The organism is Pseudomonas mandelii, from assembly GCF_900106065.1.
In the GTDB taxonomy this organism is placed as follows: domain Bacteria; phylum Pseudomonadota; class Gammaproteobacteria; order Pseudomonadales; family Pseudomonadaceae; genus Aquipseudomonas; species Aquipseudomonas mandelii.
Map to the genome: position 1 here is coordinate 6,625,665 of NZ_LT629796.1, position 19,634 is coordinate 6,645,298.

The window sequence follows — 19,634 nt, forward strand, 5'->3', positions numbered from 1 at the left end:
GGATCTCCGTTATGGGTATTTTTCTTATGCGTTTTCTGGGAAAGGCAACGTCAGGCGACGTTGAGCGGGATTTTCAGGTAGCGCGTTCCGTTCGCTTCAGGCTCGGGCAAGTGCCCTGCTCGCATGTTGACCTGAACCGATGGCAGGATGAGTGTCGGCATTTCCAACGATGCATCACGCTTTGTGCGCATCGCCACAAACTCCTCTTCGCTGATGCCATTACGCACATGAACGTTGTGCGCGCGCTGGTCTGCAACGGTGCTGACGAACTGCACCTCGCGGCCACCCGGCTGGTAGTCGTGACACATGTACAGCAAGGTATTGGCCGGCAGACTCAGCACCTTGTTGATTGACTGGAACAACGTGCGCGCATTGCCGCCGGGAAAGTCACAGCGTGCAGTGCCGTAGTCGGGCATAAACAAGGTATCGCCAACGAAGGCAGCCGTTTCGATCCCATCGCTGATGACATACGTCATACAGGCGGGTGTATGGCCGGGTGTATGGAGCGCGTGGCATTGCAGCGTGCCAATGGCAAACGGCTCGTCATTGACGAACAGGTGATCGAACTGGCTTCCATCGCGGGCCATATCGCGACCTGTATTGAACAGCGTGCCGAACACCTCCTGCACCGTAGAAATCTGACTGCCGATCCCTATTTTCCCACCGAGCTTTTCCTTCAGGTAGGGCGCGGCCGTCAGGTGGTCTGCGTGGACGTGAGTCTCAAGAATCCAGTCGACCTTCGCATTGAGTTCCTTCACCCTCGCAATCAACTTGTCGGCAGACGTTGTGCTGGTGTGGCCGGACTTAGGGTCGTAATCAAGTACGCTGTCGATCAAAGCGCAGTGGTGGGTCGCCTCATCCAGCACAAGATAGCTGACGGTATTGGTAGCAGAATCGAAGAATCCTTCGACGTGAAGTTTTACACTCATTGGCCTGTCTCCTTAGGGGGCTTTTACCAAGCCGCTCACACTGAGGCAGATATAGCAATAAGTCTGCCAAGCCCGACCCGCACAAAAATATGCTCCTACCTATTTGATTTCATTAAGTTTATTTTTTTCAGTATGGTTTTAGTTCTTCTACATTCACCTGGATTTACTGCCATTGGCAGTGCTTGTTGACAGAGGTGGCAGTGCCACAACAGGATGGATGGATTCTCAGGAGCCACGATGAAGACTATCCTGCCCGCCCCACCCCACTCACTCCCGCACTCGGATCAAGTTCAGTCACTTGTTTCGTTTCTTGAGTACGAACCCCAGCCGATGATCGTGCTCGATCCGGACTACAACATTCTGGCTGCCAACACGGCCTATCAGCGACAGTTTGGCAGTGCTGACAAGCCCTTTATCGGCCATAAGTGTTATCAAATCTCACACCATTACGATGTCCCCTGTGATCAGGCGGGTGAGAACTGTCCGATGAAAAAGGCGCAGGAAATGCGCGGACCGGATCGCGTTTTGCACATTCACCACACGCCTCGCGGTCCAGAGCATGTCGACGTCGAATTACGCCCGATTCTAGATGAGCACGGTATTATTACTGCCTATGTGGAGCGTCTGACACTGGTTCGCAGCGCATCAGCGCGGCCCAGCAACGAAGGGTTGGTCGGCCGTTCACCCGCCTTTAACCGTGCCCTGTCGGAGCTGCAGCGGGTGGCACCCTCAATGCTGCCGGTGCTGCTGCTCGGTGAGTCCGGTACGGGCAAAGAACTGTTCGCCCGCGCCGTACATGAAACCAGCGAGCGGGCCACTGGACCCTTTGTCGTCGTTGATTGCTCTGGCTTGACTGAAACGTTATTTGAGAGCGAGTTGTTCGGCCATGAAAAAGGAGCCTTCACCGGTGCCACCATGCGTAAGCCTGGCCTGGTTGAAACGGCCCAGGGCGGCACGTTGTTTCTCGATGAGATTGGCGATGTTCCGCTGGCGATGCAGGTGAAACTGTTGCGCCTGATCGAATCGGGCACCTATCGCCGTGTCGGGGGTGTCGAGACCCTTCACGCTAACTTCAGATTAATAGCGGCGACCCACAAACCACTGGAAAAAATGATGGAGAAAGGTGAGTTCAGGCAGGACCTGTACTACCGCATCAGCGCCTTTCCCATTCAGTTACCTCCCTTGCGCGACCGAATTGAAGACATTGGGTTGCTGGTGAATTCATTTCTGCAACGCGCCGGTTCAGGCAAGCGCCGACTGACAATAGACGCTGATGCGCTGACGCAATTGCAGCGGTTTTCCTGGCCCGGCAATATCCGTGAGTTACGCAATGTTCTGGAAAGAGCCAGTCTGTTTACTGACGATGGTGTGATTCGCTCCATACATTTGCCTCAGGTATCCGTGGTGGCATCTGCTCAGGTCTCGACTTCAACTGCTTTCGATGGCAGCTCGCTGGTACAGGAACTGGCTACGTTCAAAGGTACCCGCGCTGAACTGGCCAAGCACCTTGGAATTAGCGAACGTACTTTGTACAGACGATTGAAAGAACAAGGTTTGGCCTAGTAGTGAGTGCTCGCGCCGTAAGACTGCCAATGACTGCCAACCCTGGCAGATTGGCAGCGCACTGACCTGCCAACACATTTCACGCATCGCTGGATTAGCATCTAACCAACTGTTTTAAAACGATAAAAACTTACTTCTCCCCCTTGGCATGCCGTGTGCTAACTGCATAGTCATGACCATTTCCGACAAACGACTGCGACGCCATCTGCTCACAGCAGTAGTGATCAAGCTACTGGTGCTGACAGTGCTGTGGTGGCTGTTCATCCGGGATTCGCACGTCAGTGTCGACTCGAACACCATCGGAAACCGTTTCGGTGTACCCACCTCGACTCAAGGGGCAAGCAAGTGATTTCAGAACACCTGGTGGATTTGTCTCGGCTGCAGTTTGCAGCCACTGCGCTTTATCACTTTCTTTTTGTACCGCTCACGGTTGGCATGGTCTGGCTGCTGGTCATCATGGAAAGTGTCTATGTGATGACCGGTAATGTTATCTGGAAAGACATGACGCGCTTCTGGGGCAAGTTGTTCGGCATCAACTTCGCCCTGGGGGTGACTACGGGCATCACCCTGGAATTTCAGTTCGGTACCAACTGGGCGTATTACTCGCATTACGTCGGCGACATCTTCGGAGCCCCACTGGCGATCGAGGGCATGATGGCGTTCTTTCTTGAATCGACCATGATCGGCCTGTTCTTTTTTGGTTGGGATCGTCTGAAGAAAGAGCACCACTTGCTGGTCACGCTGCTGATGGCGATTGGTACAAACCTTTCAGCCTTGTGGATTCTGATCGCCAATGGCTGGATGCAGAACCCGGTAGGTTCAGAATTCAGTTACATCACCATGCGCATGGAGATGGTTGATTTTTGGGCAGTGGTTTTCAATCCGGTAGCACAGGCCAAGTTTGTGCACACCGTCTCAGCCGGCTACGTCACCGGTTCGATGTTTGTGCTGTCGATTTCCAGTTGGTACTTGCTCAAGAATCGTGATGTCGAGTTTGCCAAACGCAGTTTCCGGGTGGCGGCGGCCTTTGGTCTCGCATCAGTGCTGAGCGTGATCGTGTTGGGTGACGAGTCGGGTTACACGGTGGGTGAGGCGCAGCAAACCAAGATGGCAGCCATGGAGGCCATGTGGGAAACGAAGCCTGCTCCGGCTGGCCTGACATTGGTGGCCAGTATTAATGAAGCCGAGTCCAAAAATAACTGGGAAGTTGAAGTGCCGTGGCTGATGGGCCTGATTGGCACACGATCAGTCAGCAAGCAGATTCCAGGCATTCATGAGATCAAAGAAAAGAACCGCGCTCGAATTCTCCGAGGTATTACCGCCGTCAATGCCCTTGAAGCCGTCAGAGCCGATCGCACCGATTCGGCAGCTCTGAAGACATTCGATGAATACAAAACCGATCTGGGCTTTGGCCTGTTGCTCAAGAAGTATGTCGAGGACGTCAACCAGGCCACGCCGGCCATTATCGAAAAGGCCGTAAACGATACCGTACCGCGCGTGACACCTATGTTCTGGGCGTTCCGGATCATGGTCGCGCTAGGTTTTGCCATGCTTGTGCTCTTCGGACTTGCCTTTTGGAGCACCTTGAAGTCGACCTGCACACGACGCCGCTGGTTACTGCGTTGGGCGCTCTGCATGCTGCCTGCGCCATGGATTGCCTGCGAGCTGGGCTGGTTCGTCGCTGAATACGGCCGCCAGCCCTGGACCATTTACGGCGTGCTGCCGACCCACATGAGCGTATCCACGCTTAGCGTCAACAACCTCTATGGTTCGCTGGCGGGATTCATCGTTTTCTACACCGTGCTGCTGGTGGTTGAAATGTTCCTGATGGTCAAGTTTGCCCGTCAAGGTCCTGGCAGCCTCGGTACTGGCCGTTATGTACACGATGCCCATTTGAAGGAACTCCACCATGCTTGATTACTTCACCCTGAAAATTATCTGGTGGGTGCTGGTCGGTGTATTGCTGATCGGCTTCGCCATCATGGATGGCCACGACATGGGAGTCGGCACGCTGCTGCCCTTTGTCGGCCGCAATGACATGGAGCGGCGCGTCGTTATCAATACCGTCGGTCCGCATTGGGATGGGAATCAGGTCTGGTTCATTACTGCGGGTGGCGCATTGTTTGCGGCGTGGCCTGTGGTGTATGCCACCGCATTCAGCGGATTCTACTGGGCGATGATTCTGGTCCTCTGGGCGCTGTTCTTCCGCCCGGTGGGTTTTGACTATCGCAGCAAGATCCACAACTCCACCTGGCGCAGTACTTGGGATTGGGGACTCTTTGTGGGTGGAGCAGTGCCGCCTCTGGTGTTCGGGATTGCGTTTGGCAACCTGCTGCAAGGTGTGCCGTTCCACTTTAACGACCTGCTGGTTTCGACCTACACCGGCAGCTTCTGGCAACTGCTCAACCCCTTCGCGTTACTCACCGGCGTTGTAAGCAGCGCAATGATCACCCTGCAAGGTGGTGCTCATCTGGCACATCGCACTGAAGGGGTTATCCAGGCGAGGGCAATCAAAGGCGGGGTGGGTGCAGCGATCGTGCTCGTGTGTTCATTTATCGTTGCCGGCATCTGGCTGCAATGGATTGATGGCTATCGCATTACATCGGTAGTTGATACGGCAGGACTGCCTGACATTCTCAGCAAGTCCGTGGTGCGCGAAGCGGGAGCCTGGATGGCCAACTATGGCCATTATCCTTTGCTGTGGCTGCTGCCCGCACTGGGATTGATCGGCGCAGCAGGTGCCGCCGTACTGTTGATGGCGCGCCATACACTTTCAGCGTTTATTGCGTCATCGCTTTCAGTCATCGGTGTTATCTGCACGGCCGGCGTATCGATGTTTCCGTTCGTCATGCCGTCATCAACGATGCCTGCGGCAAGTCTCACCGTGTGGGACAGCGTCGCCAGTCACTTAAGCCTGGCCATCATGTTCTGGGCCGCGTTGATCTTCATGCCACTGATTGTGCTTTATACCTCGTGGGCGTATCGCGTCATGCGGGGGAAGGTCACCATCGCGAAGATCAAAGCCAACGAACATTCTGCCTATTAGTGCCGGCAAAGGAGTAATGAACATGTGGTATTTCGCCTGGATGCTGGGGGTCGGTTTTGCATTGCTACTGGCTATATTGAACGCGATGTGGGGCGAGAACGAAGTTGGCCGAGCCTTGAGCGACAACGACGAGACGCTGTCATGATGCCGCGCGTCGCTAACCCTCAACCAACCTCACACCTTCATTTGCCGAGTTTGGTGATCGCTTTAGCAATCATGCTCGCTTGTACGCTCTATCCTCCCATGATGGCCGCTCCTGACGGGAAGCCTGACCACGCGCTGGCTACAGCATTGTTCGCAGCCATGAGCGTGGCCTTTGTGAAAGGTGTGGGTTTTGTCCCGCGGATGCTCGTCTGGCGCTGGCTTCTCTCAGGCTGGACTTGTTTCGTGTTACTTGCCGTTGCTGGCTGGGTAAAGTTTCTACAGTGAGGACTGCCGACACGATTTGATCTGAGTCTTCAACATAAGGAACTGAGGCCGGTCAGATCATGCTCAGATCGGCCAGCGCTGATGGTTATTTCGCCAAGCTAACGAGTGACTGCCGCCCTCCTGGTCCCCGCAAACGCACTCGTCCCCAGCCAGCGCCACAGGTTTTCCGCGTCCTTCACCGCGCCATCCACACGCAGCTCTTGCGACTCAAGCACCTCCCGCGGTGTGCGGTCGCCCGCCCACACTTCGGTCAACGCGCGCACGCTGGAGTCCACGACCAGCGTCAGCTCGCGGCCCGGGTCATCGCGGCATAGATCCGCCACGCCCTGCTCCACCACCAGCCACCAGGCTTGCTCGCCGGGCCGCGCGTCGCGGAACGTGAACTGGATGACCACCGGTCGCGACGGAAACGTCTCAATGCGCACGAACCGCCGCACATCCCACATCAGCAGGCCGGCGTCGAGTTGGTCATCGCGCAGGCGACTGCCGATCCAGCGCGCTCCCCAGTGCCCCAGCGCCATGATGATGGGGCGCAGTTCCTCGCCCGCCGCGGTCAGGCTGTACTCCCAGACTTTGCCGGTGGCCGTGCGGTGTACGACGCCGATGTCTTCCAGATGGCGTAGCCGTTGTGCCAGCAGATTGGTGGACATTCGGGGGACGCCACGGTGCAGTTCGTTAAAGCGTTTGCTGCCGCACAGCAGCTCGCGCACCACCAACGGTGTCCAGCGCTCGCACAGGGCTTCAGCACCGCGGGCGACTGTGCAGAACTGGCCGTAGCTCTCTTCCATTGCCTGGACTCCGCAACTGCAACGCTTCACTTTTTGAACTAGCCCGGCCCCTTCGCCACGCGCACGCTCAAGCCTTCGAAAGCCAAAAGCCAATGGAGAACGCCATGACCAAGGTAGCCATCATTCAGCGCCCGCCCGTGCTGCTCGATCGCAGCGCGACGATCGCCCGGGCCGTGCAATCGGTCGCCGAGGCGGCGGCAGCAGGCGCCTCGCTGATCGTTTTGCCCGAATCGTTCATTCCCGGTTACCCGTCGTGGATCTGGCGACTGGCGGCGGGCAAGGACGGGGCTGTCATGGGCCAGTTGCACACGCGGCTGCTGGCCAACGCGGTCGATATCGCCAACGGTGATCTGGGCGAATTATGCGAAGCCGCCAGGGTTCACGCCGTGACGATTGTGTGCGGCATCAATGAATGCGACCGCTCTACGGGAGGCGGCACGCTCTATAACAGCGTAGTCGTTATCGGTGCGGATGGCGCAGTGCTCAACCGCCATCGCAAGCTGATGCCGACCAATCCGGAACGCATGGTGCATGGCTTCGGTGATGCGTCCGGGTTGCGTGCGGTCGATACACCGGTCGGCCGCGTCGGTGCGCTGATCTGCTGGGAAAACTACATGCCGCTGGCGCGCTATTCCCTGTATGCCCAAGGGGTGGAGATCTATATCGCGCCCACCTACGACACCGGCGAAGGCTGGATCAGCACGATGCGGCACATTGCACTTGAAGGCCGCTGTTGGGTGCTCGGCAGCGGCACCGCGCTGCGCGGCAGTGACATTCCCGAGGACTTTCCAGCGCGTATGCAACTGTTTGCCGATCCGGACGAATGGATCAACGATGGCGACTCGGTGGTGGTCAGTCCTCAAGGCCGGATTGTGGCCGGCCCCTTGCATCGGGAGGCCGGCATTCTGTATGCCGACATTGACGTCGCACTCGTGGCGCCGGCGCGACGGGCGCTCGACGTCACCGGGCATTACGCGCGCCCTGACATTTTCGAACTGCACGTGCGGCGCTCGCCAGCGATACCGGTTCACTACATCGACGAGTGAAAACAGCCATCCGCGCTGTATCGGCCATTGATAAAGGAGTCATGCCATGAGCATTGAACGGTCGTACAAAGGCAGTTGTTTCTGCGGTGCAGTCGAGTTCACCGTCAGCGGCGAACCGGCCGCAATGGGCTATTGCCATTGCGAGTCGTGTCGGCATTGGTCAGCAGGACCGGTCAATGCCTTCACGCTGTGGAAACCCGACGCGGTGCAAGTGACTCGGGGTGCCGACAACATCGGCACCTACAACAAGACACCGCGCAGCTACCGCAAATGGTGCAAGACGTGTGGCGGGCACCTCTTTACGGACCACCCCGAGATGGGGCTGATTGACGTGTATGCCGCGGTCATTCCGGATCTCGCGTACTCGCCGGCTGTCCACGTGCACTATCAGGAGATGGTGCTGCGGCTCAAGGATGGATTGCCGAAGCTGAAGGATGTTCCCGGCGAGTCAGGGGGATCGGGGATCATCGTGGAGGAATAGTGCTGGCAAAAGAAGTGTCCGGGATTGCAGCTTATGCCGGTTGCTACCTGATCGGCGCTCAAGCAGCGGCACAACTGAAAACGGGCACCGTAAAGGCGCCCGTTTTTTTTCGGTGTAGTCGCTTACATCAACCGATACGGCTTCAACGCCCGGCCAGGCAGCAGACCGATTCAGCCTCGCGGGTCAGTACGGGTTTTTTGATCCCGAGGAAGCCGCGTTACTCAATCCTTTCGCGTTGTGATCGCCTGGAGTCGAGGTCGAAATCGCACCGGCTTTGGTGACGCCGCGCGTATCTCTGGATTGGGCGATGCCTGAAGTCGTTGAGCCTTTACTGCGATCACCGTTGCGTTCACTGCCATAGTGGTTTCCGCTTTCACCACGGTCGCGAACGGCCTTGCCGGCATGATCGCTGGACAGTCCCTTTCCACGGCCACTGCTGTCAGCGTTGCCGGCGTGACCGGACCCGCTGTGACCACCACCCGTGCCACCGCCATGGCCACCTCCATTGCCACCGCCGTTACCGCCACCTCCTCCATTACCACCACCACCACCACCACCACCACCACCACCCTCTTTCGCATAGGCGGAGTTCATGACGGACAGGTCAACGGGGAGCAATGGCGCAGCCGCAAGCATCAGGGCGCAGGACATGACAGCAAAAAGACTCTTGTTCTTTAAAAGCATGGTGGCTTCCGTAGGTTGATATCGCATGCCATAGGACGCAAGAATCCCATTTCGGTTCCTGGCCCTGCGACGGACGGACTGCAATGGATGCGGGCTCTGATCAGCATCAGAGCCTGGAATGAACCACGGGTCTTTTGTCAGTGGATTCCAATCGCATTCGCCACTCAAGTGCTAATCAAACGCACCGTTCAACACTTCATAAATCAGCCCGGTGGCCAGCGCCACCAAGATCAAATCGGTCCCCGCTTGCTGCCATTCGTATCCGTCGTAATGAGGCAGCCTGCCAACCAGGCGGCCATCCAGTTTTTTGGCAATGCCGGGGGGCAGCGGCTTCCCGCGCGCGAGGTTCTTTTGGATACCCGGTGGCAACGCAGGGCCGGGGCTCCAGTAGTCCCGATAGCCGCCGACAATCCCCAGAATACTGTTGTGATTGATACTCGGGCCATGACCCCATTCGCCGCCCCCGGTGTTTTTGCCTTGGCCGGCCTGGCCTCCCTGGTTGCCATGGGCCTGGCCGTTTTGCGGGTTTCCCTTGCCGTTCCCCTGGCCCTTTCCATTACCCGGATCGGCCAATGCCGTTGCCGAGCCGCAGACCAGTGCAAGACTTGTGACAGCGGCAATCAATGAGCGTGATGTGAACATTGGGTCGTTCCTTCAGTAAGGGGGAAATATCCCTCGTTAAAATTTAGTCGTTATTGAGGAGATTGGTTCCCTTCCTGTCGCCAAAGTATTTAACCAATAACAATGACTTCAATGTCCATTGGTCGAAGCAGACTTGCTCTATAGATTCATTAAACCTATCTTCGAATCTACAGATTCAGAAAGAGCTATTGAATATGGCAGTCCCCCTCCAGGAACAAGCCTTTACCAAAGCCCAATGCGTAACAGGTCTGCGCGCTGCCGTCGGCATCCTCGAAAAGTGGAGCGCCTCCAGCGATCAGGCCTGTCGCATCTTGCGCATTTCCCGCAGCACCTACACCCGCGCCCGGCAGCGCGATCCCGCATGGTCCGTGACGCTCGATTCGGACCAGATGCAGCGCATCAGCTTCGTGCTCAACATCCACGCCGCATTGCGCCTAGTCTTCGACAACCCGGACAACGTCTACGGCTTCCCGTCGATGGCCAACCACAACGAGTTTTTCAATGGGCGCAGTCCGCTGGAGATCATGGCTCAGGGCGACATGATTTCCTTGTATGAAACCTTCAAGCGCATTGACGTGCTGCGTGGTGCGCAATGGTGACGGTGAGCGAACTGGCAGCACTGGCTGGCGAACAGCTGCAGGCTTATCGACTGGTCAATTCGAAGTTTCCACCGATTGCGATGTTTGATGACGTGGCGGATGCGGACGAGTTTGAGGTGCTGTATCAGATTCAGGCGCTGACCAATCCCCGGCTGAAAAATGAAGTGGGTCATCTTGAGTTGATTGCGCGGGATCAAATCCCGTTCGGCATCCCTGGCTGCTCTTATGCGACGGCGCCGTTTACCCACGTCAACCCGGCGGGTTCGCGGTTCAGCGATGGTCGTTTTGGGGTGTTGTACCTGGCGGACTCCATGGACACGGCATTGGCCGAGGTTCGGCATCACCAGAGTCTTTATTGGTCAAATGTGCCGAGCCTCAATTATGAGCGGTTTGTGTTCCGGGGGTTGTCCTGCGCCTTCGTGGATGTGGCAATGAAAGACGCTGCTGCCATTGCGCTGACTGATCCGGTTTATGACCCTGACGACTACACGCACTCGCGGCGCTTGGGCAGGTCCGTCAAAGAGGCGCGCTGTCCAGGGATTCGTTACCACTCGGTGCGGATGCAAGGCAGTTATTGCTGGGCGCTGATGACGCCCAAGCCGGTTCAATCAATCATTCAAACTGCGCATTACGAGATGGTCTGGAATGGTCAGGTCACCAGCGTCAGCAAGATCAGCGAGGCTTGAAACGATCGCCTGATCGCCTGATCAAATTACGCTGAAGCTGCGTTGCCCGGGCCTGCCCATTGTCGTATTGGGCGGGCGTGATTTGCACCCAGGTTTACATCACTCCACGCACCGTTTTGGCGTGATCCGGATTTCCCGATGCAGGTTATCTCCCGTGAGCTCGTCGGCGTGCCACGCGGGTTCTTTGCCTGCGCTCAACTCGACAGGATATGGCCCGGTCGGTGCCAAGGCGGCCTGTGCCCGAGCGATGAAAGCATCGGTGCTTCGGGTGTCTGTGCCGGAAAGAGGGCCCGAGATCTTCGAAAAGTGCTTTGTATGCCAAGGCTTTGTCGGATTCCCGATCTTGCACACACGTATCGTAGGCCGCGCTGTTGACAGGGCCATCCTCCAGGCAGGGATCGCGGTAGACCGGGCTGACCGGTGGAGGCGGACTGGAACAGCCGGCGATGAGCACGCTTGCCAATACCGACAACCAAACCAAGGGCGACACGATGGTGGATGTTTGAGACCGCGCAGGTGTTGATGTGATTCAAAGTACCGTCCTTGGAGACTGTGGCGAATTATCGTTGCGGTTTTCTATTGACCAGCGAGACGCCGCCGTCTTTAAGTTTGATCGGTATCGGCCCGGATTACAGGCAGTTTAGGGATATGCGGTGTCAAGGAGCCGAAGACCGCGCGCTCGAAGCGTTGCGTTTTCGTCGTGCCTCTTCATCCTCCGCCAGTGCCTGACGCACCAGCGCCCGAGCCGCCCAGGCGGCGGCGTCGAGTGATTCTGCGACGCTCGCGCGGCTGATATCGCGCACGGCGATCAACGCCTCGGTGCCCATGACGATCGACAGCGCCTGCTTCAATCGCTTTCGCGCCCGAGGTGAGAGCACGTCCTTCAGCGAGTCGACAATCGGCTCGATGTAGCTCATGCGTCGGCCTGGTCGCAGTGCCTCACGGGATTCGTTTTCGAGCCACACCGTCATGAACGAACGTACCATCACGTGCAGACCAATCTCGTCGTCGATCAACAGTTTGTTCAACGCGTTCGCCGCCAGACCGATGCCCTTTACCGGATCGTCCCCCGGCCGCCAGATCTGCTCCAGCGGCGTCATGTCTCGGTCTGCCGCCGTCTCGCTGATCAACGCCTCCGTCGAGGGAAAGTAGCGATACGCCGTGGCGCGCGACACCATCGCCCGCTCGGCCACTTGCGCAACCGTCGGGTTATGGCCCTCGTCGCGCAAGGCGATGGCGGCATCGACCAGCGCCTGACGCGTGCGGCGCTTCTGGTTGTCGCGGCCCTGATCGCCGTCTCCGCTGGACGGGCTTGACTTGGAAATTGGCATGGAGTAAATGAGATCCTGTCTTGTCGTGAGACACGAGTCTCATAATAGACACTCGATATCCAACCCACAAGAAGTCGCACGCAGGAGCGCCTGACGACTTCAAATCAATTGTTTGAGCAACTGAACGCGCCCCAGGGCGCATGAGGTGAATGCCATGAATCACAACCCCCGTTCGCGGACCTGGTTTCGGCTCGCTGCCCTCTACTTTGCCATTGGCGTGATGCTGGGCGTGGCAATGGGCGCTTCCGGCGATCATTCGCTCTTCGCGGTACATGCCCATATCAATCTGTTGGGATGGGTGTCGATGGCCCTGTTCGGCATCATCGGCACAGCCCACCCGTCCATCACCGAAGGGCGCGTGGCCGCAGCGCAGTTCTGGATATACAACCTTGGCGTCCCGCTGATGCTCGGCGCGCTGACGCTGCGGCTCAAGGGCTTCCCGTCAGTCGAGCCGTTGATTGGCGTCGCCTCGCTCCTCATCGGTTGCAGTGTGCTGCTGTTTGTGTGGCTGGTGTTCTCGCGCATCGGTGTGACAACCGTGTACCTGAGCAGCCCGACAGGCGAATCGCGCCTGTCTTGACGCGCCAAACACGTCCCCGCTTTTTGGGCAGCGTATCGGTCCGGGGTGACTCTGCCTCGGATCGATTGCTGCCTCCGTCATGATCAAGCCTGTGTCAACGGCCGATGCAGCCTCGCTCCAGGCGTGCACGCAATGCGCTGGACACATCTCATTTGATAAACCCTCTCAAATGAGTATAAATCCTATTCCAGGATCAATTGCTATTGCGTATGATACGGATTCTCAATAACAGCAAAATCAAATGAGTGTTCGCATGACCGCCCCCATCTCCCTGTGTACACAAACCTCCGTGACGCCGCGCATGCCTTCGACCCTGCGCCCCCTGGCGCTCGCAGTGCACATGCTGGCAGCCGGTATCGCCATGACTGCGCCCTCCTTGCAGGCAGCGGAACAGACTGAGCAGACGGAGACTGGAAGCTCTGTGACCTTGGCCCCTATCGCGATCACTGAGACGGCCATTCGCGAACGCAGTGCCGTCACCGAAGACACCAACTCTTACACGACGGAGGCTGCACGCACGGCCACGCCGTTGAGCATGTCGCTGCGGGAGACGCCGCAGTCGGTCAGCGTCATCACCCAGCAACGCATACAGGACCAGGACCTGCATACGATCCTCGACGTGGTCAACAATGCCACCGGTGTGTCGGTCAACCGCTATGAGACCAGCCGGGCGCAGTTCAACGCCCGAGGTTTTGAGCTCAACTCGCTGATGATCGATGGCGTGCCCACCATCTACGAGCAGCCATGGAGTTCGGGGGAAATTTTCAGCAGCCTGGCCATGTATGACCGCGTCGAAGTAGTACGCGGCGCCAACGGTCTGATGACCGGTGCCGGCGATCCATCCGCCTCCATCAACATGGTGCGCAAGCGCGCCAACAGTAAAGACCTGAAGGGTTCTGTAGAACTGAGCGCCGGCACCTGGGACACCTACGGCGTCGAGGCTGATGTGTCCACGGCGCTGAACGAGGAAGGCACCATTCGCGCGCGGCTGGTCGGGGAGACCAACGAGGGCGACACGTGGATCGATATGAACTCGAACAAGCGCCAGACCCTCTACGGCACGATGGATATCGACCTGACGCCCGACACCACGCTCTGGTTCGGCTTGAGCCGGCAAGAAAGCAACGCCGACTCGCCGATGTGGGGTGGCCTGCCAGTCTGGTACGCAGACGGCGGCCGCACGAACTGGAGCCGCTCGAAGTCGACCTCCGCCAAATGGAGCAAGTGGGACACGACCTACGAGACTTACTTCGTCAATCTTGATCACACCTTTGCCAACGACTGGCAAGTCAATCTGAGCTACAACCGTGGCGAACGCACCGGCGACTCCTCCCTGCTGTACCTGTCCGGCAATCCAGGCAGGAACGGCAGCTCCGCGATGTCTTCGTTCCCGGCGACCTACAAGACCGAGACCACCCAGGACGACTACGGCATCCGCTTCAATGGCCCGTTCTCGTTCCTGGGTCGCGAGCACGAATTGGCCTTCGGCTATGTGGACAGCAAGCAGAAGTTCGACACCGATTCACTCGACGCGCAAACAGGCTTTGGCGGTGTCGCCGATTTCGATTCCTACAACGGTAATTTCGCAGAACCGGTATGGGGCCCGAGGACCGACTACGGTTACAGCGAGACCCGCCAGAAGGGCCTGTACGCGGCAACCCGCCTGAACGTGACCGACGATTTGAAAGTGATCCTTGGCGCGCGTGAAAGCTGGTACGAGAAGACCAGTGATGACGTCTTCTCGGAAGTGAGCAAGATCGATGTCGATCATGAGCTGACACCCTATGCAGGTATTGTCTACGACCTCACCGACAACCTTTCGGCTTATGCCAGCTACACAGAAATTTTCCTGCCGCAATCGGTACGCGACCGCAGTGGCCAGACATTGGAACCGATCGTTGGCGAGAGCACTGAATTGGGCCTGAAGGGTGAGTACTTCGGTGGCCGCTTGAACGCCTCCGCAGCGGTTTTCCAGATCAAACAAGACAACCTGGGCCAGAACACCGGCGCGCTGATCGATCCTTCAAACCCGGTTGGCGGTTTCGCCTACGAGGCGAGTGAAGGCGCGACCAGCAAGGGTTTCGAGCTGGAAGTTTCCGGCGAGCTCGCAACGGACTGGAATGCATCGATGGGTTACACCCAGTTCACGGCCGAAGATGCCAACGGCGACGACGTCAACACGCTGTACCCGACCAAGTTGCTGCGCACCTTTACCGGCTCTTCGCATTTAAGGGTGTAGCTGATTTCTAAACCCTCCTGACTTCAGCAAGCACCTGGCTATGTAATTGGTTAAATTTCTAAAGCCCAAGGCGGTACCTCGTAAGTGCTCAAGTCGCCCGTTGATAGCTTCTGTTGGACCGTTGCTGGTTCCTGGCCGGTCGAAGTAGGCAAGGATGCTCTCAGCGTATTTTTTCAGCGTTTCCCCCAAGCCTTTCACCTCGATGAGCGCTTTGGGCAAGTCGCTGGCTGTAATGATATTTATGACCTCTTCCATGAGTTTTTTACCACGTTTTCGATCCGGCTCGTTGTAGGCGCTGACCACCCGTTGGTACATGCTCCAGGTGCAATCCACTTCGAGGTGGTGCTCATCTGCAAACAGCTGGAACAGTTGCTTTTTGTTGGCGTCAGACAGGTAGCTGATCCGAGTCAGTAGCGTTCGACGGCTTTTGTAGAGCGGGTCATTTTTACGCCCTCTGCGGCCCAGGATGTCGTGTTGCACACGCCGGCGGCATTCATCCAGCATGTTGCTTGCCCAGCGCACGACATGGAAAGGATCCAGCACGGTTTGGGCTTGAGGCAGGGCTTCTTGCGCTGCAGATTTAAACCCCGTAAAACCGTCCATGGCAATGCTTTCGATCTGGTCACGCCACGATTTGGGGCGACTCTGTAGCCATTGCTTAAAGGCTTGTTTGGAGCGGCCTTCCAGCACATCGAGCAAGCGGGCCGGCCCGTTTTTGTTACGCACGGGCGTAAGGTCAACCACGATGGTGACGTACTTGTCACCACAGCGTGTATGTCGCCAAACATGCTCATCCACGCCCAGCACGGTCACACCGTCAAAACGTGTCGAGTCATTAAAAAGCAGGCGCCGTCCTTCGTTGATAATGGCATTATTAGCGGTGTGCCATGCAACATCAAGCTGGCTCGCAACACGAGATACCGACAGATGATCCAGCACGATGGCAGCTAATGCCCAGCGTATCGCCCCATATGAAAGCTTTGAACGTGGAGGTGCTGCACTGTTTGTATCTTCATGCCAGAAACAGCCGCAAGCACAACGCCAGCGACGGATACGCAGCAGCAATCTGGTTGGTCGTTGTCCGTAAGGTGTGTGAGCAAGATGCCTATCGACAGTACCGCGTGAAACACCAGCAGCCCCGCACTTGGGGCATGGCTCGGGTGCTTTGGTTAAACGACATTCGATGACGGCGCGCTCTGCACAAAGATGTTGTCCAGTGGCAGTCAGGCCGAGGTTATTCAGTTGGCAAAAGCTGGAAAGATCAGGGCTAGAAAAGGTAAGATTGTTCACGTCGGGGGCTTAGTTTTTGTTGGTGTGAGAGCTTACATTTTCTAAGATCCTCGACTCCTTTTCCAGCCGGTCAGATTTTTTCTACACCCTTAAATGCGAAGAGCCCCTTTACCACCTACCGCCTGCCAGGGGCTTTCAACAAGCTGACCATCGGCGGCGGGGTTAACTGGCAGGATTCGATCTACACCTACGCCGTCAACCCGGCCGGCAACTCCGAAAAAATCCAGCAGGATGCCTATGCCCTAGTCAACCTGATGGCTCGCTACGAGTTCACCGAAAACCTCTCGGGCCAGGTGAATGCCAACAACGTCACCGACGAGAAGTACTTCGACATCTTCGATGCCTACGGCGCCCTGACATACGGTGCACCGCGTAGCATTACGGCTTCGGCGAAGTACCGCTTCTAAGGCACCCGATCGGGTGGCGCTGCACTCTGCCAACACAACACCGGCCTCGCGCCGGTGTTGCACTTCTTGACTACGGACAAACACGAAAGCGTCCTCGCCTCATGTCGAATAAATAGCCCATTCTCTCGTTCACCTGCTCCTGGCTTCCGCACTCATTGACCGCTGTGTATCATCAGTCCCGGGCCGATGCTGCCCGCCGCTCGCTCCCGAAGGGAAAGGTGAAAGCATTGCTTCTCCCCCAAATCCTGTCGTATCTCTTGAGAGCCGAGGTTTGGCAACGCGAGCACCAGAATGCCTTGGCTACAGGAGGAACGATGTTTTCAATCGAACAAGCCAAGCAGATGGCCAAGAGGCTGCGTGCCTCGCTTGAGGGGCGCAATCAAGCGACGTCTCACTCAACCGCGCTTGAGCTGGTCGCGCATCAACTGGGCTACAAGGACTGGAACACAGCGTCTGCGACGCTTCCCCAGGAACTTGATCAACCCGCCATTACCTTCGACAGAGCCATCCCGATACTGCGGATGTTTGACGAAACCAAGGCGCGCGAGTTCTACCTTGATTTTCTAGGCTTCAGCGTCGAATTCGAGCACCGCTTCGAAGCAGATCTGCCGCTGTACTTGGGCATCAGCCGAAACGGTCTGCAGCTCCATCTTTCCGAACATCATGGCGATGCGAGCCCGGGATCGACGATATTTGTCCCTATGCACAATATCGAACTGTTGCGCGACGAATTACAGGGCAAACGCTACGGATACGGACGGCCAGATATCGTTCAGCAAGGTTGGGGGCAAGTGTTGGAAGTCCATGACCCCTTCGGCAATCGCATTCGATTCTGCCAAAGCTGATCCTGCCTGGCGGGCTGGGGTGACCCAGCCCGTTTCCTTGATACGTGTCCTATCCTTCTAACCAACCCACCACGCCAGACGCCAACATGCCCGCCTCCGAATCCACCCTCCTCGACAGCTGGCACCACAACGCCCACGCCTGGATCACAGCTATCCGCAGCGGCGCCATCGAAAGCCGCCTCACGGTGACCGACCAGGCCATCCTGCTGGCCGTGCTGGGCCGCCAACCCGAGCGCGTGCTCGACCTCGGATGCGGCGAGGGCTGGTTGCTGCGCGCGCTGGCTCAACGGGGCATCACGGCCGTCGGTGTGGATGGCGATGCGACGCTGGTCGACGCGGCGCGGGCGTCGGGGTCATCGCAGGTGCATGTGGCGAGCTATGAAGAATTGGTGGAGGCCAAGGTGGACATCGGCCGCGACTACGACCTGATCTGCGCCAACTTCGCCCTGTTGCACCAGGACATCATTCCGCTGCTCGCCGCCATGAACGCCCTGCTTCGCCCTGGTGGTGCACTGGTGATCCAGACACTGCACCCGTGGGCTGTCGCGGCAGGCGACTATCAGGATGGCTGGCGGGAAGAAACCTTTGCCGGGTTCAAGGGCCAGTGGCAGCCCATGCCGTGGTACTTCCGCACCTTGTCCAGCTGGCTGAATGCGCTGGACATGGCCGGCTTTCGGCTGGCCGTCCTGCAAGAGCCGCAGCACCCGCAAAGTCCGGTGCCGCAGTCGTTGCTGTTGGTGGCCGAAAGCGGGCAAGGCGTTGTTCAGACGGTCGATTGAACAACCGCTGCCTGCCGCCCCTTGAACGCCAGCGCAAAGCAGAAAAAGATCGCCAGGGCGAACCCCGCCGGAAACAACCAGATGCTCTTCCAGTCATGGCTGCCCGTCAGCGCATAGTGGTCGGTCACCTGCCCTGCGACCCAGAAGCCGATCAGCATGCCCAGGCCATAGGTCGCCAAAGTAATGAGCCCTTGGGCCGAGCTTCTGAAACGCTCCGGCGCTTTGGCGTCGGTGTAGATCTGGCCGGACACGAAGAAGAAGTCGTAGCAGATACCGTGCAAGGCGATGCCGGTAAACAACATGAACGCCAGGTCGCCATTGTTACCGTAGGCGAACAGCAAGTAGCGCAAGGCCCACGCCAACATCCCCACCAAAAGCGCAATCTTGATCCCGAAGCGGTGAATGAACAGCGGCAGAAGCAGCATGAACAGCACTTCGGAAACCTGCCCGATGGCCATTTTCGCCGTCGGATTGGTCACGCCGATTTCCGCCAGAAACGGATTGGCATTCTGGTAATAAAACGCCAACGGAATGCAGATCAGAATGGAGGCGATGAAGAACACCAGGTAACTGCGGTCCTTCAGCAAACTCAACGCATCCAGCCCGAGCATTTGCTTGAGGCCGCTGCGGCCCACCTCCGGTTTCAGTGGCGCGGTGCGCGGCAAGGTGAAGCTGTAGAGGCCGAGCACCAGAGACGCAATCGCCGACATCAGAAAGGTGTTGCGCAGCCCGCCTGACGAAATCAGGGCCTGGGAGTCCCAGGCAAACACAAAGCTGATGACCACGCCGGCCACGATCCAGCCGATGGTGCCCCACACGCGGATGCGGGAAAACTCGAGGGCCGGGTCGCTCATCTGCCGGAACGCCACTGAATTCACCAGTGCCAGGGTCGGCATGTAGATCATCATGTACGCCAGCACGTAAGGGTAAAACGTACTGAAGTCCGGCGCTCGATACAGCTGATACAGCAACACGGCGCCCACCAGGTGCAGCACCGCAAGGATGCGTTCGGCATTGAAGAAGCGGTCGGCGATCAAGCCGATCACAAAGGGCGCGATGATCGCGCCCCAGGACTGGGTGGAGAACGCCATGCCGATCTGCCCGCCGCTGGCGCCCAGGTTACTGGCGAGGAACGTACCGAGGGTGACGAACCATCCGCCCCAGATAAAGAATTGCAGGAACATCATGGCGCTCAGGCGCGCGGTCATCGTGGACATAACAGTCACCGTCTTATTGTTTTTCTTGTTGGAGAGAGAAGCGAATAACTTTT

22 protein-coding genes are annotated in these 19,634 nt (G+C 57.7%); 15 read left to right on the forward strand and 7 right to left on the reverse strand.

Annotated elements, in window-relative coordinates:
- Positions 1-50: 50 nt before the first annotated feature.
- Positions 51-929 (reverse strand): MBL fold metallo-hydrolase, encoded by an 879-nt coding sequence (locus BLU63_RS30655; RefSeq protein WP_010459238.1) that lies wholly within the window; start codon positions 927-929, stop codon positions 51-53.
- Between the two features lie 237 nt (positions 930-1,166).
- Here BLU63_RS30655 and BLU63_RS30660 point away from each other — a divergent pair, with 237 nt between their 5' ends.
- From BLU63_RS30660 to BLU63_RS30680, 6 genes are all read left to right on the forward strand, one after another.
- Positions 1,167-2,492, forward strand: coding sequence for a sigma-54 interaction domain-containing protein (locus BLU63_RS30660; RefSeq protein ID WP_083377059.1), 1,326 nt, complete (start codon positions 1,167-1,169; stop codon positions 2,490-2,492).
- Between the two features lie 172 nt (positions 2,493-2,664).
- Positions 2,665-2,841, forward strand: a complete 177-nt coding sequence (gene cydP / locus BLU63_RS33665; protein WP_010459233.1) for a cytochrome oxidase putative small subunit CydP — start codon at positions 2,665-2,667, stop codon at positions 2,839-2,841.
- The gene (locus BLU63_RS30665; protein WP_083377060.1) at positions 2,838-4,409 is read left to right on the forward strand and encodes a cytochrome ubiquinol oxidase subunit I; all 1,572 of its coding nucleotides are present in this window, start codon (positions 2,838-2,840) and stop codon (positions 4,407-4,409) included. Before cydP ends, BLU63_RS30665 begins: the two co-directional genes overlap by 4 nt.
- Entirely contained in the window at positions 4,402-5,538 is a 1,137-nt protein-coding gene (gene cydB, locus BLU63_RS30670) for a cytochrome d ubiquinol oxidase subunit II (RefSeq protein WP_083377061.1), read from the forward strand. Before BLU63_RS30665 ends, cydB begins: the two co-directional genes overlap by 8 nt.
- Before the next feature lie 22 nt (positions 5,539-5,560).
- Positions 5,561-5,683, forward strand: coding sequence for a cytochrome bd-I oxidase subunit CydX (gene cydX, locus BLU63_RS30675; protein WP_010459227.1), 123 nt, complete (start codon positions 5,561-5,563; stop codon positions 5,681-5,683).
- Complete coding sequence (locus tag BLU63_RS30680; protein ID WP_010459225.1) at positions 5,680-5,967, forward strand: cyd operon YbgE family protein; 288 nt, start codon at positions 5,680-5,682, stop codon at positions 5,965-5,967. The genes cydX and BLU63_RS30680 overlap by 4 nt, the downstream gene beginning before the upstream one ends.
- A 98-nt stretch (positions 5,968-6,065) precedes the next feature.
- Here BLU63_RS30680 and BLU63_RS30685 read toward each other — a convergent pair whose 3' ends face one another.
- On the reverse strand, positions 6,066-6,755 hold the full coding sequence (locus BLU63_RS30685; RefSeq protein ID WP_010459223.1) for a winged helix-turn-helix transcriptional regulator: 690 nt from the start codon (positions 6,753-6,755) through the stop codon (positions 6,066-6,068).
- Between the two features lie 104 nt (positions 6,756-6,859).
- Here BLU63_RS30685 and BLU63_RS30690 point away from each other — a divergent pair, with 104 nt between their 5' ends.
- Both BLU63_RS30690 and BLU63_RS30695 read left to right on the forward strand, forming a co-directional pair.
- Positions 6,860-7,801 carry a carbon-nitrogen hydrolase family protein gene (locus BLU63_RS30690; protein WP_077750451.1) on the forward strand — a complete coding sequence of 314 codons (942 nt, stop codon included), beginning with the start codon at positions 6,860-6,862 and terminating at the stop codon, positions 7,799-7,801.
- Positions 7,802-7,847: 46 nt separating this feature from the next.
- Positions 7,848-8,282, forward strand: coding sequence for a GFA family protein (locus tag BLU63_RS30695; protein ID WP_083377062.1), 435 nt, complete (start codon positions 7,848-7,850; stop codon positions 8,280-8,282).
- A gap of 183 nt (positions 8,283-8,465) precedes the next feature.
- On the opposite strand, the gene BLU63_RS33220 is transcribed toward BLU63_RS30695, so the two are convergent.
- Both BLU63_RS33220 and BLU63_RS30700 read right to left on the reverse strand, forming a co-directional pair.
- The gene (locus BLU63_RS33220; RefSeq protein ID WP_176580847.1) at positions 8,466-8,966 is read right to left on the reverse strand and encodes a hypothetical protein; all 501 of its coding nucleotides are present in this window, start codon (positions 8,964-8,966) and stop codon (positions 8,466-8,468) included.
- A gap of 171 nt (positions 8,967-9,137) precedes the next feature.
- Positions 9,138-9,608 (reverse strand): anti-virulence regulator CigR family protein, encoded by a 471-nt coding sequence (locus tag BLU63_RS30700; protein ID WP_083377063.1) that lies wholly within the window; start codon positions 9,606-9,608, stop codon positions 9,138-9,140.
- Between the two features lie 194 nt (positions 9,609-9,802).
- Between BLU63_RS30700 and BLU63_RS30705 the strand changes: the two genes are divergently transcribed.
- Both BLU63_RS30705 and BLU63_RS30710 read left to right on the forward strand, forming a co-directional pair.
- Positions 9,803-10,207: an antitoxin Xre-like helix-turn-helix domain-containing protein gene (locus BLU63_RS30705; RefSeq protein ID WP_077750379.1), complete on the forward strand. Its 405-nt coding sequence runs from the start codon at positions 9,803-9,805 to the stop codon at positions 10,205-10,207.
- Entirely contained in the window at positions 10,201-10,893 is a 693-nt protein-coding gene (locus BLU63_RS30710; protein WP_083377064.1) for an RES family NAD+ phosphorylase, read from the forward strand. The genes BLU63_RS30705 and BLU63_RS30710 overlap by 7 nt, the downstream gene beginning before the upstream one ends.
- A 656-nt stretch (positions 10,894-11,549) precedes the next feature.
- On the opposite strand, the gene BLU63_RS30715 is transcribed toward BLU63_RS30710, so the two are convergent.
- A complete protein-coding gene (locus BLU63_RS30715; protein WP_083377065.1) occupies positions 11,550-12,224 on the reverse strand; it encodes a TetR/AcrR family transcriptional regulator in 675 nt (224 codons plus the stop codon).
- A gap of 154 nt (positions 12,225-12,378) precedes the next feature.
- Here BLU63_RS30715 and BLU63_RS30720 point away from each other — a divergent pair, with 154 nt between their 5' ends.
- Positions 12,379-12,804 carry a hypothetical protein gene (locus BLU63_RS30720; protein ID WP_083377066.1) on the forward strand — a complete coding sequence of 142 codons (426 nt, stop codon included), beginning with the start codon at positions 12,379-12,381 and terminating at the stop codon, positions 12,802-12,804.
- A 253-nt stretch (positions 12,805-13,057) separates the two neighbouring features.
- Positions 13,058-15,043, forward strand: coding sequence for a TonB-dependent siderophore receptor (locus BLU63_RS30725; RefSeq protein ID WP_231990926.1), 1,986 nt, complete (start codon positions 13,058-13,060; stop codon positions 15,041-15,043).
- Here BLU63_RS30725 and BLU63_RS30730 read toward each other — a convergent pair.
- Positions 15,032-16,333 carry an ISL3-like element IS1411 family transposase gene (locus tag BLU63_RS30730; RefSeq protein ID WP_011920678.1) on the reverse strand — a complete coding sequence of 434 codons (1,302 nt, stop codon included), beginning with the start codon at positions 16,331-16,333 and terminating at the stop codon, positions 15,032-15,034. The two genes, BLU63_RS30725 and BLU63_RS30730, sit on opposite strands and share 12 nt — an antisense overlap.
- A 74-nt stretch (positions 16,334-16,407) precedes the next feature.
- Here BLU63_RS30730 and BLU63_RS30735 point away from each other — a divergent pair, with 74 nt between their 5' ends.
- From BLU63_RS30735 to BLU63_RS30745, 3 genes are all read left to right on the forward strand, one after another.
- Entirely contained in the window at positions 16,408-16,740 is a 333-nt protein-coding gene (locus BLU63_RS30735) for a TonB-dependent receptor domain-containing protein (RefSeq protein WP_083377067.1), read from the forward strand.
- 314 nt (positions 16,741-17,054) lie between these two features.
- Positions 17,055-17,585: a glyoxalase superfamily protein gene (locus BLU63_RS30740; RefSeq protein WP_083377068.1), complete on the forward strand. Its 531-nt coding sequence runs from the start codon at positions 17,055-17,057 to the stop codon at positions 17,583-17,585.
- An 86-nt stretch (positions 17,586-17,671) separates the two neighbouring features.
- A complete protein-coding gene (locus BLU63_RS30745; RefSeq protein ID WP_083377069.1) occupies positions 17,672-18,364 on the forward strand; it encodes a class I SAM-dependent methyltransferase in 693 nt (230 codons plus the stop codon).
- Here BLU63_RS30745 and BLU63_RS30750 read toward each other — a convergent pair.
- Positions 18,349-19,581, reverse strand: a complete 1,233-nt coding sequence (locus BLU63_RS30750) for a nucleoside permease (protein ID WP_077750373.1) — start codon at positions 19,579-19,581, stop codon at positions 18,349-18,351. The two genes, BLU63_RS30745 and BLU63_RS30750, sit on opposite strands and share 16 nt — an antisense overlap.
- Between the last annotated feature and the right edge of the window lie 53 nt (positions 19,582-19,634).